Origin of the sequence: Sphingobium sp. 15-1, assembly GCF_013375535.1 — a bacterium.
Taxonomy (GTDB): Bacteria; Pseudomonadota; Alphaproteobacteria; order Sphingomonadales; family Sphingomonadaceae; genus Sphingobium; species Sphingobium aromaticivastans.
Genome location: NZ_JABXJG010000003.1, coordinates 829,999 through 843,427 on the forward strand (window position 1 = coordinate 829,999; position 13,429 = coordinate 843,427).

Consider the following 13,429-nt stretch of genomic DNA (forward strand, 5'->3'; position numbering starts at 1 on the left):
CGCGGAATAGATTTCTCCTGATCGAGGATTGCATGATGTCAACGGAAGCACAAACCAGCCAATACATCGATACGCCGCGTTGGCGATTGCACTACCACGTGGCTGGCGAGGGGCACCCGCTGATCATGCTGCACGGTTCTGGCCCAGGAGCCAGTGGCTGGAGCAACTTCAATCCCAATTTCGCGAAGCTGGCCCAGCGCTACAAAGTCTATCTGCTCGACTTTCCGGGCTGGGGAAAATCGTCCGAATATGACCCAACCGGGGAGAACCGCTTTCTCGCCAATGTCGAGGCGACCCGCTTGTTCATGGACGGTCTTGGTATCGAAAAAGCAGCGCTAGTCGGCAATTCGATGGGCGGGCTTGCTGCAGTGATGATGACCGCACTGCACAACGACCGGGTCACTCATTGCATTACCATGGGCGCACCGGCACCCGGCGGCCCGCAACTGTTCTTTCAACCCGGTGGCCCGACAGAGGGGCTCAAGATTCTCTTCGCGACATATGCTGATCCAAGCCCCGAGAATTTTCGCAGGCTGGTCAATGTAATGGTCTTCGACCCGGCCTATGCGACCGATGAACTGGTGAACCAGCGCTCCGCAAATGCCCTCGCGAACCCTGCGCATTTGTCCAATTTTCTTAAGGGCGCGGCCGCCATGAATATCGATGGTCTGGGCCAGGACGAGGTTTTCGCGGGCCTTGCACGCACAACTACGCCCTCGTTGCTGATCCATGGCCGCGACGATCGGACCGTGGGCGTGGAGCACAGCATGCGCCTGGCGGGTGTCATGCCAAATTCCAGCCTCATCGTCTTCAACCGCTGTGGCCATTGGGCGCAGCTTGAACATGCAGATCGGTTCAATGCCATGCTTGCAGCGTTTATCGACGCCTGACCGGGCCGATTGGCGCCGCTTCAGGACCTGCGTTCCAAACGCTGACCATCCGTGAAGCACTCCGCCTGCCCTAGGCCGATTACCGGACAAGCAATCCAACTTTGAAGGGTAACCCAAGATGACTTCAGCAGTTCAAAAACCGGCGTATGAAACCGAGGTTCTGATCATCGGCACCGGGCCGGCAGGCGGCACCATGGCCTTGGCTCTGGCCAAAGCGGGCATTCGCACGGTGATCGCCAACCGCTATGGCTGGACCTGCCGGACACCCCGCGCTCATATCACCAACCCTCGGGCGATGGAAATTTTTCATGACCTCGGTGTGATCGATGACGTCAATCTCTACGCGTCGCCTAACGAGTTGATGGGCGAAAACGTGATGTGCCAGAGCCTTGCGGGCGAAGAGTTCGGCCGCCTGCGTACCTGGGGCCATGAGCCCGGCCGCCGCTTCAACTATGCCCTTGGGACCCCGGAAGTCTTCGTCGATCTGCCGCAGAACTATCTGGAAAAAATTCTACTGGGTGCCGCTGCACACAAGGGTGCGGAGGTGTTGCTTCACACCGAATTCGTCAAGTTTGATCAGGATGATGAGGGCGTTACCTCGGTCCTGCGCAATCGGCTGACGGGTGAAGAGTACTCGGTGCGATCAAAGTATCTCGTCGGCGCTGACGGCGCGCGGTCGGCGATCGCGAAACAGCTGAATCTGCCCTTCAAGGGCGATATGGATAAGCTGGGCGCGACCAATATCGTTTTCACGGCCGATCTGACTAAGTATGTCGAGCATCGCCCAAGCTCGCTCTACTGGATGTTCACACCCGGAGAAGCACCGGGCGGGTTGATGATGGGGGCCCTGCGGATGGTTCGCCCATGGACCCGCTGGCTGGCAACGACGTTTTTCGACATCAACAATCCGCCCGTGATTGATCATGTCGAAGCACGCCGACTCATGCACAGGTTGATCGGTGACGACAGCATCGACGTTCAGATTGAATCGGTGTCGTTGTGGGCATTCAATGAATGCTGGGCGACCCGGTTTCACCAGGGCCGTGTGTTCTGTGCCGGAGACGCGGTACACCGCCACCCGCCACTGAAGGGTCTGGGTTCGAACACCTCGGTTCAGGACAGCTACAATTTGGCTTGGAAACTCGTCCATGTCCTTAAGGGAATGGCCACTCCGGCGCTGCTGGAAAGCTATTCGCAGGAACGCGTGCCCGTGGCCGAAGAGTTTGTTCCTGCCGCCTTTGGCGCGATGAAATATTACGACCAGGTTGTAGCCGCACTCAATCCTACCTTGTCCGACGATCCCGCCGTGTCCTCTGCCAGCTTTGAAATGCTCAAGGGCGAAAGTGCTGACCTGTCTGCGCGCCGACAACTGCTTCGGGAGGCTGTCGCCGACACCTACCGGACGTATGACTGCCCTGGAATCGAGATGAACCAGCGGTATCAGAGCTGCGCAGTGGTGACGCCTGAAGGCGAGACTGCGCCGCCCTTCTCGCAAGATGCCGAGATTTACTATCAGCCCACCAGCTTCCCGGGCGCTCGCTTGCCCCATGCATGGCTGTTCAAGGACGGATCGAAGATCTCGTCACTCTATGTATGCGGTGGCGGTGAATTTACGTTGCTCACTGGCAACAGCGGGGCCGGATGGCGTGCAATTGCCAAAGCTGTGTCAGACAAACTGGGCGTGCCCATCAAGGTTGTGACCATTGGTCTGGGGCAGGATTATCAGGACCACTATGGCGATTATGCCCGCATCAGCGAGGTCGATGAAAGCGGCGCGCTGCTGGTACGGCCCGACGTCTATATCGGGTGGCGCGCTGGTTCGCTGACGGAAACGGCAGCAGTTGACCTTGAAGCCGCTTTTTCCACCATTCTGGGGCGAGGGGCATCCGGACATGGAGAGCTGAAGGCCAGTGGAGCTATCCAACCCTCGAAGAAATTCGATGAAATGGACAATGCCCTCACGGCAAAATTCACGCCGGCTTCTTAAGGCAATGAGATGAGCGCGAAAGGTGTTGTGGCACGGCAGGTGCCGCGACGCAGGGGCCGGCAATTTTACGCGGCTAGATCAAGACGGGCTTCGGCTTCGGTCAGTTTCTAACAACCCGGCCGCCCCGCGCAACTGTGGCGCAATGCGGGGCGGTCGAGGCTGGATCGAACAGCTGATCGGCGTGGTTCTTCGAAAGGGCCAGCGGTCGATACGCCAAGCAAGCTGAACAACGGGAACTGAAATGCGGACTGCACAGTATGGCGAAATCGGCGAAGCGGCGGATGTCCTCGATATTGTGGACTGCCCGCATCCTGTAACGGGCCCTGGCGAAGTTCGGGTCAGGGTAAAGGCGTCCGGGGTAAATCCGTCCGACGTCAAAATCAGAAGCGGACATATTCCTTCGCCTTGGGGATTTCCACGCACCCCACACAGCGACGGCGCTGGCGTGATTGATGCTGTCGGCGAAGGCGTCGATCCTGCCCGGATTGGCGAGCGTGTGTGGATTTTCAATGCTGCGTGGGGCCGCACCACTGGAACCGCAGGCGAATATGTCGTTGTGCCGGAGAATTTCACCGCACCGCTGCACGACGATATCTCGTTCGAAATCGGCGCTTGCCTAGGCATCCCTGCATCGACAGCTCTGCACGCACTCACCTTAAATGGGGATATTCGGGGGAAAACCGTTCTGGTCGCGGGTGGCGCCGGCGCCGTTGGCCATTACGCCGTCCAGTTTGCGCGGCAACTCGGCGCAGCCAGGATATTGGCCACGGTCAGCAGTTCGGAGAAGGCCGAATTGGCGAGGCTGGCCGGAGCGGATCGGGTTATAAACTATCGCACAGAAGGCACCTTGCAGGTCATCATGGACGCCACAAGCGGCGCGGGTGTTGACCTGATTGTCGAGGTCGATCTCTCGGTCAACGTCGATCTCGATGTTGCGGCATTGGCAAAAGAGGGGCGCCTTGTCGCGTATGGCAGCTCGGAACGGGAGTTCAAGATGCCGTTCTCGAAGTCCATCCTGAAGAATATCGGGTTTGATTTCTTCATCCTCTATCATTTGCCGCAAGCGCGACGTCACGAGATTTGCCAGGGCGTGAATGACCTCATCGCTCAGGGAAATATCGTCCACAATATCGCCGAAGTGTTGCCACTGCATTCGATCGTCAAAGCGCACGAACGGGTCGAGTCTGGCAGTGCCATCGGCAATATCGTTCTTGCGGTCTGAGGGCGGGAGCGCGAGCATGTCAAACTATCGCACAACCTATGATGAGTGGATGGCCGATCCCCTGAGCTTCTGGGCGGCGGCTGCCACTGCAGTGGATTGGATCGCAACGCCAACAGAGAGCGTCGTTGATCCACAAGGATTGGCCAGTTGGTTTGCCGATGGAACGTGCAACGTCTGCTGGAATGCGGTCGATCGGCACGTCGTTGCCGGGCGGGGTGACGAAGCCGCGCTGATTTATGACAGCGCCATTCTCGGCATCAGCAAGACACTGACCTTTTCGCAGTTGCTGGACGCGGTCGAACTGTTTTCGTCGGTGCTGCGCAGCCATGGCGTAGCGAAGGGCGACCGGGTCATCATCTATATGCCGATGATCCCCGAAGCAGTCATCGCGATGCTGGCTTGCGCGCGTCTGGGAGCGGTCCATTCGGTTGTCTTCGGCGGCTTTGCTGCGCACGAATTGACAGTTCGCATCGATGATGCCGAACCCAAAGTTGTCGTTTCGGCATCGTGCGGATTGGAGCCGAACCGGATAATTGCGTACAAACCACTGCTCGACGAAGCCATAGCAAATAGTCGCCATAAGCCCGAGGCGGTAATCGTCCTCCAGCGGCCGCAGCTTTTTTGCGAACTACGCCCTGAACGTGATTACGATTGGAATGCCGAGTGGAGTGCCGCGATTACTCGTGGCGACAGGCCGGAATGTGTCGAAGTGCGAAGCACCGATCCGCTCTATATCCTCTACACGTCCGGTACGACCGGCAAGCCAAAGGGCGTTGTTAGGCAACAGGGCGGCTATATGGTCGCCCTGGTTTGGTCGATGAAGAATGTCTTCGGCATCGGTGCAGGCGATGTCTACTGGGCCGCATCCGATCTCGGCTGGGTCGTGGGACATTCCTATATTACCTACGGCCCGTTGCTTGCCGGATGCGCCACCGTCATCTTTGAAGGAAAGCCTGTCGGCACGCCCGATGCGAGCACCTTCTGGCGCGTGATATCGCAGCACAAGGTGAATTTGCTGTTCACGGCCCCAACGGCCCTGCGCGCAATTCGCAAGGAAGACGCAGGCGGCGTGCTGCCACAGAAATTCGATCTGTCTTCGCTGCGTGCGATTTATATCGGCGGAGAGCGGGGCGATCCAAGCGTCATCAAATGGGCAGAATCTGCGCTGGACGTTCCGGTGCTGGATAACTGGTGGCAGACCGAGACCGGTTGGCCGATGACTGCCAATCCGACCGGATTGGGAACAATCGAAGTCAAGTACGGATCGGCGGCCGTGCCGATGCCTGGCTATGATATCCAGATACTCGATGCAGAAGGCGAACCCGCTCCTATTGGAGAAACCGGATCGATTGCTGTCAAACTGCCCCTGCCGCCTGGTGCCCTGCAGACACTCTGGAACAACCATGGCGGCTTTGAGGAATCATACCTCACTGAATTTCCCGGATATTACAAGACAGGCGATGCTGGTTACATCGATCAAGACGGCTATGTCTTCATCATGAGCCGGACCGACGACATCATCAATGTCGCGGGCCATCGGCTGTCGACCGGTTCGATCGAAGAAGCGATTTCGACGGTCGATCAAATCGCGGAATGTGCTGTTGTCGGAGTTGCCGACGGCATCAAAGGCGAAGTTCCGCTTGTACTCTTCGTTGTTTCAGATGGCGCTTCTGCGAAATCAGCCGAAATTTCCGCCATGGCAACATCTGCTGTTCGAAGCCGAATTGGATCAATCGCTACTCCGAAGATCATTCTGTCGATTTCGCGACTGCCCAAGACCAGATCGGGCAAGATTCTGCGCAGCACGATCCGGAAAATCGCGAATGGCGAACCATGGACCATGCCTCCGACAATCGAGGATCCGTCGGTCCTCGATGAGGTTTCTGCGGCCCTGGCCGGAGTGGGATTGCCAGAGAAATTGGGAACTGAGGGAGAAATCTGATGACTGTTGATCGCCTTGGCTATCTTGGCTTCGACGCGTCCGATGTCGATGCGTGGAGCAGATATGCGAACAATACGCTCGGCATGATGACGGCGGCGAAGGGCAAGGACTCCGACCGCTACAGGCTGGATTCGCGCGCGTGGCGGCTTGCTGTGCACCGCGGTGAAGCGGATGACATTTCCTATGCCGGGTTCGAAGCTGCCGATGCCGCAGCATTCAATTCCACTGCAGAGCGCTTGCGGCAGATGGGCTATCAAGTGACGAACGAACCTGACGATCTCAAAGCGGATCGCGGCGTGATCGACCTGGTGTCGGTCATCGATCCATCGGGTGTAAGGATCGAGGTCTATTATGGCGCCACGGAATTGTTCGAAGTTCCGTTTGTGTCTCCCGTCGGTGTTTCGTCATTTGTTACCGGTGAGCAGGGATTTGGCCATATCGTTCTAGCCACGCCCGACCTCGAAAAATCGATGGAATTCTACGTTGCTGGTCTCGGGATGGAGCTTTCCGACATCATCGACTGGGATCTCGGACCCGGCGGTAAGCACAAGCTTCACTTCTTCAACTGCAACCGACGGCATCACAGCCTGGCTTTGCTGCCTGCCCCGGCCCCCAAACACATTCATCATTTCATGATCGAGTCTGCTTCGCTTGATGATGTTGGTCGAGCGATTGACCGTATGGAGCGCGACTCTCGAATTCTCCTGACATTTGGTCGTCATACGAACGATCACATGTATTCCTTCTATGGGATCACCCCTTCCGGTTTCGCGGTCGAGTTCGGCTGCGGACCGCGCGACGTTGATCGCTCCTGGTCGGTCGTTCGATATGACAGCATCAGCATGTGGGGTCACAAGTTCATTTCCCCTGAGTGACTGTTCCAAACCAAACACATGAATTTTGAGGAATAAATCTCATGGGAAGCATTGCAACTGCAGGGACTGATAACCCTGAAATATCCAAGTCAGTGATCGCCGCTGGCATTCGCACCAATTATCACGATGTGGGAGAAGGCTCTCCGGTCGTATTCATCCACGGGTCTGGTCCGGGTGTTTCTGCCTGGGCAAACTGGCGGATGATATTGCCAAAAATCTCGCAGCAGAACCGTGCAATCGCCCCGGACATGGTCGGCTTCGGCTTCACGGATCGTCCGGAAAACTTCAAATACGGTGTTGAAGCTTGGGTTCAACATCTTCTGGGCTTTCTCGACGCCCTCGGCCTCGATCAGGTTGATCTTGTCGGCAACTCGTTTGGCGGCGCACTATCGCTGGCTGCAGCGATCCGTCATCCTGATCGGTTCCGGCGCTTGGTGCTGATGGGCAGCGGCGGCATCAAAGGGTCAATCTTGCCAGGGCTCGATGAAGTGTGGGGCTACACGCCCTCGCTTGAGAACATGCGCCGCATGCTCGACATTTTCGCATACAACCGCGATCTTGTAACCGACGAACTCGCCCAGATCCGCTATGAGGCGAGTATTCGGCCCGGTTTCCAGGAATCCTACAGTCAGATGTTCCCGGCCCCACGCCAACGCTGGTTTGACTCGTTGGCATGTCAGGAAGACGACCTGCGCAAACTTCCCCATCAGACCCTGATTGTTCACGGCCGTGAGGATCGGGTCATCCGTGTGGAGGATGCCTATCGCATGGCAAGCCTGATCCGGCGCGCGCAACTGCATGTCTTCGGGGAATGCGGCCATTGGACTCAGATCGAGCAGTCCAGTCGATTTGTTCAACTGGTTGGCAATTTCCTGGCCGAAGCTGCCCCAAGCGAACCCATTCCGCTGAGCTAAGGCGCGATAGTTCGTTCAATCGGAGACGCCTCAAGGCGGCGTCTCCGATTGAATATGCAGCCTTACGCGCGGCCCGAACGAGACCAGCATCATTGCGGATCGGCACAGCCAGGCAGGCCAGACCGTTGGCGACTAGAAAGAGAGAACCATGCTCAAGCCAGATTATGAAGAGCTCGCAAGGCGACTGCGCGACGCCTACACCGGCGAGACGCTACCGCCGCTGCGCGAGTGGCTGGAGCCGACCGATGCGGCCGGGGCCTATGCGATCCAGGCGATCAACACCCGTTTCTGGGAAAGCCAGGGCCGCCGCATCGTTGGTCGCAAGGCTGGCCTGACTGCCGAGGCCGTGCAGAAGCAGCTTGGTGTCGACCAGCCCGATTTCGGCGTCCTGTTTGACGACATGCAGATTGCGGACGGCGGTAATCTTGATCCGGCGCGCTGCATCCAGGCCAAGGCCGAAGCGGAAATAGCCTTTGTTCTGGGCGCGGACCTGCCATCGGCTGACACCACGGCAGAGCAGGTCGCGGCGGCGGTCGCCTCGGTCCATGCGGCGATCGAGATTGTCGACAGCCGCATTGCCGACTGGAAGATCACCTTTGCCGATACCGTCGCCGACAACGGCTCTTCGGCGTTCTTCGTCCTGTCCGATCAGGGCCTACCTCTGGCTGGCCTCGATTTGGAGGGTGCGGCCATGACCATGACGCTCAACGGCAACGTGGCCTCGTCCGGGATCGGTTCGGCGGCGCTGGGCAATCCGCTCAACGCGGCGGCCTGGCTGGCCCGCACTCTGGCAGCAGGCGGCGACCCGCTGAAGGCTGGCGACATTCTGCTGGCCGGCGCCCTCGGCCCGATGGTGGTGCTGAACGCCGGAGACGAGGTTCGCACTGATGTCGCCGGCATCGGCACCTGTTCCTTCTCGTTCAACGGAGCCTGATTATGGCCAAGACCAAGGTAGCCATCATCGGTTCGGGCAATATCGGCACCGACCTGATGATCAAGATAATGCGCCTTTCCGGCGTACTGGAAATGGGCGTGATGGTCGGGATCGACCCGGCCTCCGATGGCCTCGCCCGCGCGCAGCGACTGGGTGTTGCGACGACGGCGGAAGGGATCGACGGCCTTATTAAGATGCCCGAGTTTGCGGACGTCGGGATCGTGTTCGACGCTACTTCGGCCGGGGCGCACAAGCGCAACAGCGAACTGGTGCTCGCCGCTGGCAAGCGCATGGTCGACCTAACACCTGCCGCGATCGGGCCTTACGTGGTGCCGCCGGTCAATGGCGAAGCGTGCCTCGACGCCAAGAACGTCAACATGGTCACTTGCGGCGGTCAGGCTACCATCCCGATCGTGGCGGCGGTGAACCGCGTGGCCAAGGTCCACTATGGCGAGATTGTTGCCTCGATTGCCTCGAAGAGTGCTGGCCCGGGCACCCGCGCCAACATCGACGAGTTCACCGAGACCACCAGCCAGGCGATCATGGACGTCGGCGGCGCGACGCGCGGCAAGGCGATCATTATCCTCAACCCCGCCGAACCGCCCTTGATCATGCGCGATACAGTCTATTGTCTGTGCGAAGATGCCGATCAGGATGCGATCCGCAAGTCGGTGGAAGACATGGTCGCCGAAGTGCAGAGCTATGTCCCCGGCTACCGCATGAAGCAGGCCGTACAGTTTGAGCATATCGGCTCCAACCGTCCGCTGCGCATCCCGGAAATGGACGGCGAATTCACCGGGCTCAAGGTCTCCGTCTTCCTCGAAGTGGAAGGCGCGGCCCATTACCTGCCGGCCTATGCCGGCAACCTCGACATCATGACCTCTGCCGCGCTCAAGACGGCCGAGAAGATCGCGAACCGCATGCACGACAACGAAATACAAGGGGGAGCGGCAGCATGACTTTCGACCCGACCCAGCAAAAGCTCTACATTCAGGACGTCACTCTGCGTGACGGAATGCACGCTATCCGTCACCAGTATGGTCTGGACCACGTCCAGGCGATTGCCCGCGCACTTGACCGGGCCAAGGTCGACGCGATCGAAGTCGCCCACGGTGACGGCCTGCAAGGCTCCAGCTTCAACTACGGCTTTGGCGCCTACACCGATTGGGACTGGATCGGCGCCGTGGCCGAAGTGCTGGAACACTCGGTGCTGACCACCCTCCTTCTGCCCGGCATCGGCACAGTCCACGACCTGAAGCACGCTTATGAGTTGGGTGTGCGTTCGGTGCGCATCGCGACCCACTGCACCGAAGCGGACGTCAGCAAGCAGCACATCGAGGCGGCGCGCAACTTGGGCATGGACGTCTCGGGCTTCCTGATGATGAGCCACATGACCAGCCCGGAAGCGCTGGCCCAACAGGCCCAGCTGATGGAGAGTTACGGCGCGCATTGCGTCTACGTCACCGACAGTGGTGGCGCGATGAGCATGGATGACTACGCGGCGCGCGTTGCGGCCTACGACAAGGTACTGAAGCCCGAAACGCAGCGCGGCGTGCACGCGCACCACAACCTCAGCCTTGGTGTCGCCAACTCCATCGTCGCGGTGCAGAATGGTGCGGTCCGGGTCGATGCGAGCCTTGCCGGCATGGGCGCGGGGGCAGGCAACGCTCCGCTCGAAGTGTTCATCGCCGCTGCCGACCGCATGGGCTGGAACCATGGCTGCGACCTTTATGCCCTGATGGATGCCGCCGAGGATCTGGTGCGTCCGCTGCAGGACCGCCCGGTACGCGTTGACCGCGAAACGCTGACGCTGGGCTATGCCGGTGTCTATTCCTCCTTCCTGCGCCACGCTGAAAAGGCTGCCGGGGAACATGGCATAGATACCCGCGCCATCCTTGTGGAACTGGGTCGCCGCAAGATGGTCGGAGGCCAGGAGGACATGATCGTCGATGTCGCGCTCGATATGATCAAGCAAAGGTCGGCAGCCGATGGGCAATGACTTTGAGAACCTTGCGCAGCAGCGGAGCTCCGCGCGATGAGAAAGATTCTTGTCGCCAACCGCTCCGAGATCGCGATCCGTGTCTTTCGTGCTGCTACGGAACTAGGGATACGAACGGTTGCAATATATGCAGAGGAGGACAAGCTTTCTCTCCATCGGTTCAAGGCGGATGAGGCCTATCATCTGGGTGAGGGTCTTGGACCGATTGCAGCCTATCTGGATGGCCCGCGGATCATCGAAATCGCGAAGGCCGCTGGCGTAGATGCAATCCATCCTGGTTATGGATTTCTGTCCGAGAACCCTGATTTCGCAAAAGCCTGTGCCGACGCAGGTATTACCTTCATTGGTCCGAGCCCTGCGACAATGCACAGCCTGGGCGATAAGGTATCAGCGCGTAACATAGCGGTTAGCGTCAGTGTGCCGGTTATCCCGGCGAGTGAACCGCTGCCCGACGATGAAACTGCGATCAAAATGATCGCGGCAGATATCGGTTATCCTTTGATGCTCAAGGCGAGTTGGGGCGGCGGTGGACGCGGCATGCGCCCGATCGAGGATGAGAGTGGTCTCATTGAGGCCGTGGGCTCTGTTGCAAAGATTGGCGGCAGTCAGAGGTAGGCTGTCGCTCTGCGCCGATCAGGCGGCTGCTGCGAAATGGGGCTCTGTTGCAAAAATCGTGAAGCTTGAGCATGCTTGGCGGAGATTGAACGGATGGAGCGATGACGGATTTCAAGTGGCGCCATTTCCAGGGTGATGTGATCCTGTGGGCGGTGCGCTGGTATTGTCGCTATCCGATCAGCTATCGCGACCTTGAGGAAATGCTGGCGGAACGCGGCATTTCGGTCGACCATACGACGATCTATCGCTGGGTCCAGCGCTACGCCCCGGAGATGGAGAAGCGGCTGCGCTGGTTCTGGCGGCGTGGCTTTGATCCGAGCTGGCGCCTGGATGAAACCTACGTCAAGGTGCGGGGCAAGTGGACCTACCTGTACCGGGCAGTCGACAAGCGGGGCGACACGATCGATTTCTACCTGTCGCCGACCCGCAGCGCCAAGGCAGCGAAGCGGTTCCTGGGCAAGGCCCTGCGAGGCCTGAAGCACTGGGAAAAGCCGGCCACGCTCAATACTGACAAAGCGCCGAGCTATGGTGCAGCGATCACCGAATTGAAGCGCGAAGGAAAGCTGGACCAGGAGACGGCCCACCGGCAGGTGAAGTATCTCAATAACGTGATCGAGGCCGATCACGGAAAGCTCAAGATGCTGATCAAGCCGGTGCGCGGTTTCAAATCGATCCCCACGGCCTATGCCACGATCAAGGGATTCGAAGTCATGCGAGCCCTGCGCAAAGGACAGGCTCGTCCCTGGTGCCTGCAGCCCGGCATCAGGGGAGAGGTGCGCCTTGTGGAGAGAGCTTTCGGCATTGGGCCCTCGGCACTGACGGAGGCCATGGACATGCTCAACCACCATTTCGCAGCAGCCGCCTGATCGGCGCAGAGCGACAGCCTACCTGTGACTGCCGCCAATCTTTGCAACAGAGCCCCGCATGAAGCGGGTGGATCGCGCGCAATTGACGGAATGGATTGCTGGCGAGCTGTGCCCGGGCGGCCAGTCGATCAATGCCATGCTTGAGCATGTTTTCCTGTGGTGCCGGGACCGGCGTATTTATGGGCCGTCGCGCAAGGAGCTTGAACGTGTCGTTCGCTCACAACGGCAAGATTATCTGGACACCTGGCTGATCGGAACCAGTGATCGGCTTTCGTCAGATGCGGTGGCGTTATTGGAAGCCTCGCTGGCTCTGTTGCAAAAATCGTGAAGCTTGAGCATGCTTGGCGGAGATTGAACGGATGGAGCGATGACGGATTTCAAGTGGCGCCATTTCCAGGGTGATGTGATCCTGTGGGCGGTGCGCTGGTATTGTCGCTATCCGATCAGCTATCGCGACCTTGAGGAAATGCTGGCGGAACGCGGCATTTCGGTCGACCATACGACGATCTATCGCTGGGTCCAGCGCTACGCCCCGGAGATGGAGAAGCGGCTGCGCTGGTTCTGGCGGCGTGGCTTTGATCCGAGCTGGCGCCTGGATGAAACCTACGTCAAGGTGCGGGGCAAGTGGACCTACCTGTACCGGGCAGTCGACAAGCGGGGCGACACGATCGATTTCTACCTGTCGCCGACCCGCAGCGCCAAGGCAGCGAAGCGGTTCCTGGGCAAGGCCCTGCGAGGCCTGAAGCACTGGGAAAAGCCGGCCACGCTCAATACTGACAAAGCGCCGAGCTATGGTGCAGCGATCACCGAATTGAAGCGCGAAGGAAAGCTGGACCAGGAGACGGCCCACCGGCAGGTGAAGTATCTCAATAACGTGATCGAGGCCGATCACGGAAAGCTCAAGATGCTGATCAAGCCGGTGCGCGGTTTCAAATCGATCCCCACGGCCTATGCCACGATCAAGGGATTCGAAGTCATGCGAGCCCTGCGCAAAGGACAGGCTCGTCCCTGGTGCCTGCAGCCCGGCATCAGGGGAGAGGTGCGCCTTGTGGAGAGAGCTTTCGGCATTGGGCCCTCGGCACTGACGGAGGCCATGGACATGCTCAACCACCATTTCGCAGCAGCCGCCTGATCGGCGCAGAGCGACAGCCTACCTGTGACTGCCGCCAATCTTTGCAACAGAGC

The 13,429-nt window shown here is 59.1% G+C and carries 13 protein-coding genes; all 13 read left to right on the forward strand.

Going from position 1 to position 13,429, the window contains the following annotated elements; genetic code table 11:
- Window positions 1–35: 35 nt before the first annotated feature.
- The 13 genes from HUK72_RS26900 (at window position 36) to HUK72_RS26960 (ending at window position 13,376) form a co-directional block, all read left to right on the forward strand.
- Entirely contained in the window at window positions 36–890 is an 855-nt protein-coding gene (locus tag HUK72_RS26900; RefSeq protein WP_137866687.1) for an alpha/beta fold hydrolase, read from the forward strand.
- 118 nt (window positions 891–1,008) lie between these two features.
- Window positions 1,009–2,877 carry an FAD-dependent monooxygenase gene (locus HUK72_RS26905; RefSeq protein WP_070936394.1) on the forward strand — a complete coding sequence of 623 codons (1,869 nt, stop codon included), beginning with the start codon at window positions 1,009–1,011 and terminating at the stop codon, window positions 2,875–2,877.
- Between the two features lie 241 nt (window positions 2,878–3,118).
- Window positions 3,119–4,099: an NADPH:quinone reductase gene (locus HUK72_RS26910; RefSeq protein WP_070936395.1), complete on the forward strand. Its 981-nt coding sequence runs from the start codon at window positions 3,119–3,121 to the stop codon at window positions 4,097–4,099.
- A 16-nt stretch (window positions 4,100–4,115) separates the two neighbouring features.
- Window positions 4,116–6,041, forward strand: a complete 1,926-nt coding sequence (locus HUK72_RS26915) for an AMP-binding protein (RefSeq protein ID WP_070936397.1) — start codon at window positions 4,116–4,118, stop codon at window positions 6,039–6,041.
- A complete protein-coding gene (bphC, locus tag HUK72_RS26920; RefSeq protein ID WP_070936399.1) occupies window positions 6,041–6,916 on the forward strand; it encodes a biphenyl-2,3-diol 1,2-dioxygenase in 876 nt (291 codons plus the stop codon). The genes HUK72_RS26915 and bphC overlap by 1 nt, the downstream gene beginning before the upstream one ends.
- Window positions 6,917–6,957: 41 nt before the next feature.
- On the forward strand, window positions 6,958–7,830 hold the full coding sequence (locus HUK72_RS26925; protein WP_137866667.1) for an alpha/beta fold hydrolase: 873 nt from the start codon (window positions 6,958–6,960) through the stop codon (window positions 7,828–7,830).
- A gap of 148 nt (window positions 7,831–7,978) precedes the next feature.
- Window positions 7,979–8,764: a 2-keto-4-pentenoate hydratase gene (locus tag HUK72_RS26930; protein WP_137866668.1), complete on the forward strand. Its 786-nt coding sequence runs from the start codon at window positions 7,979–7,981 to the stop codon at window positions 8,762–8,764.
- Window positions 8,765–8,766: 2 nt separating this feature from the next.
- Window positions 8,767–9,723 (forward strand): acetaldehyde dehydrogenase (acetylating), encoded by a 957-nt coding sequence (locus HUK72_RS26935; protein WP_137866669.1) that lies wholly within the window; start codon window positions 8,767–8,769, stop codon window positions 9,721–9,723.
- Window positions 9,720–10,763: a 4-hydroxy-2-oxovalerate aldolase gene (dmpG, locus tag HUK72_RS26940; RefSeq protein WP_070936407.1), complete on the forward strand. Its 1,044-nt coding sequence runs from the start codon at window positions 9,720–9,722 to the stop codon at window positions 10,761–10,763. Before HUK72_RS26935 ends, dmpG begins: the two co-directional genes overlap by 4 nt.
- 36 nt (window positions 10,764–10,799) lie before the next feature.
- Window positions 10,800–11,378, forward strand: coding sequence for a biotin carboxylase N-terminal domain-containing protein (locus tag HUK72_RS26945; protein WP_176599434.1), 579 nt, complete (start codon window positions 10,800–10,802; stop codon window positions 11,376–11,378).
- 101 nt (window positions 11,379–11,479) lie between these two features.
- Window positions 11,480–12,244 carry an IS6-like element IS6100 family transposase gene (locus tag HUK72_RS26950; RefSeq protein WP_013054031.1) on the forward strand — a complete coding sequence of 255 codons (765 nt, stop codon included), beginning with the start codon at window positions 11,480–11,482 and terminating at the stop codon, window positions 12,242–12,244.
- A 58-nt stretch (window positions 12,245–12,302) separates the two neighbouring features.
- A complete protein-coding gene (locus HUK72_RS26955; protein WP_255326038.1) occupies window positions 12,303–12,572 on the forward strand; it encodes a hypothetical protein in 270 nt (89 codons plus the stop codon).
- Between the two features lie 39 nt (window positions 12,573–12,611).
- Window positions 12,612–13,376 carry an IS6-like element IS6100 family transposase gene (locus HUK72_RS26960; protein WP_013054031.1) on the forward strand — a complete coding sequence of 255 codons (765 nt, stop codon included), beginning with the start codon at window positions 12,612–12,614 and terminating at the stop codon, window positions 13,374–13,376.
- Window positions 13,377–13,429 lie beyond the last annotated feature (53 nt).

Excerpts from the sequence above, each read along its gene's own strand:
- HUK72_RS26900 (WP_137866687.1), top strand. The coding sequence starts at position 36 with ATGTCAACGGAAGCACAAACCAGCCAATACATCGATACGCCGCGTTGG.
- HUK72_RS26905 (WP_070936394.1), top strand. The coding sequence starts at position 1,009 with ATGACTTCAGCAGTTCAAAAACCGGCGTATGAAACCGAGGTTCTGATC.
- HUK72_RS26910 (WP_070936395.1), top strand. The coding sequence starts at position 3,119 with ATGCGGACTGCACAGTATGGCGAAATCGGCGAAGCGGCGGATGTCCTC.
- HUK72_RS26915 (WP_070936397.1), top strand. The coding sequence starts at position 4,116 with ATGTCAAACTATCGCACAACCTATGATGAGTGGATGGCCGATCCCCTG.
- bphC (WP_070936399.1), top strand. The coding sequence starts at position 6,041 with ATGACTGTTGATCGCCTTGGCTATCTTGGCTTCGACGCGTCCGATGTC.
- HUK72_RS26925 (WP_137866667.1), top strand. The coding sequence starts at position 6,958 with ATGGGAAGCATTGCAACTGCAGGGACTGATAACCCTGAAATATCCAAG.
- HUK72_RS26930 (WP_137866668.1), top strand. The coding sequence starts at position 7,979 with ATGCTCAAGCCAGATTATGAAGAGCTCGCAAGGCGACTGCGCGACGCC.
- HUK72_RS26935 (WP_137866669.1), top strand. The coding sequence starts at position 8,767 with ATGGCCAAGACCAAGGTAGCCATCATCGGTTCGGGCAATATCGGCACC.
- dmpG (WP_070936407.1), top strand. The coding sequence starts at position 9,720 with ATGACTTTCGACCCGACCCAGCAAAAGCTCTACATTCAGGACGTCACT.
- HUK72_RS26945 (WP_176599434.1), top strand. The coding sequence starts at position 10,800 with ATGAGAAAGATTCTTGTCGCCAACCGCTCCGAGATCGCGATCCGTGTC.
- HUK72_RS26950 (WP_013054031.1), top strand. The coding sequence starts at position 11,480 with ATGACGGATTTCAAGTGGCGCCATTTCCAGGGTGATGTGATCCTGTGG.
- HUK72_RS26955 (WP_255326038.1), top strand. The coding sequence starts at position 12,303 with ATGAAGCGGGTGGATCGCGCGCAATTGACGGAATGGATTGCTGGCGAG.
- HUK72_RS26960 (WP_013054031.1), top strand. The coding sequence starts at position 12,612 with ATGACGGATTTCAAGTGGCGCCATTTCCAGGGTGATGTGATCCTGTGG.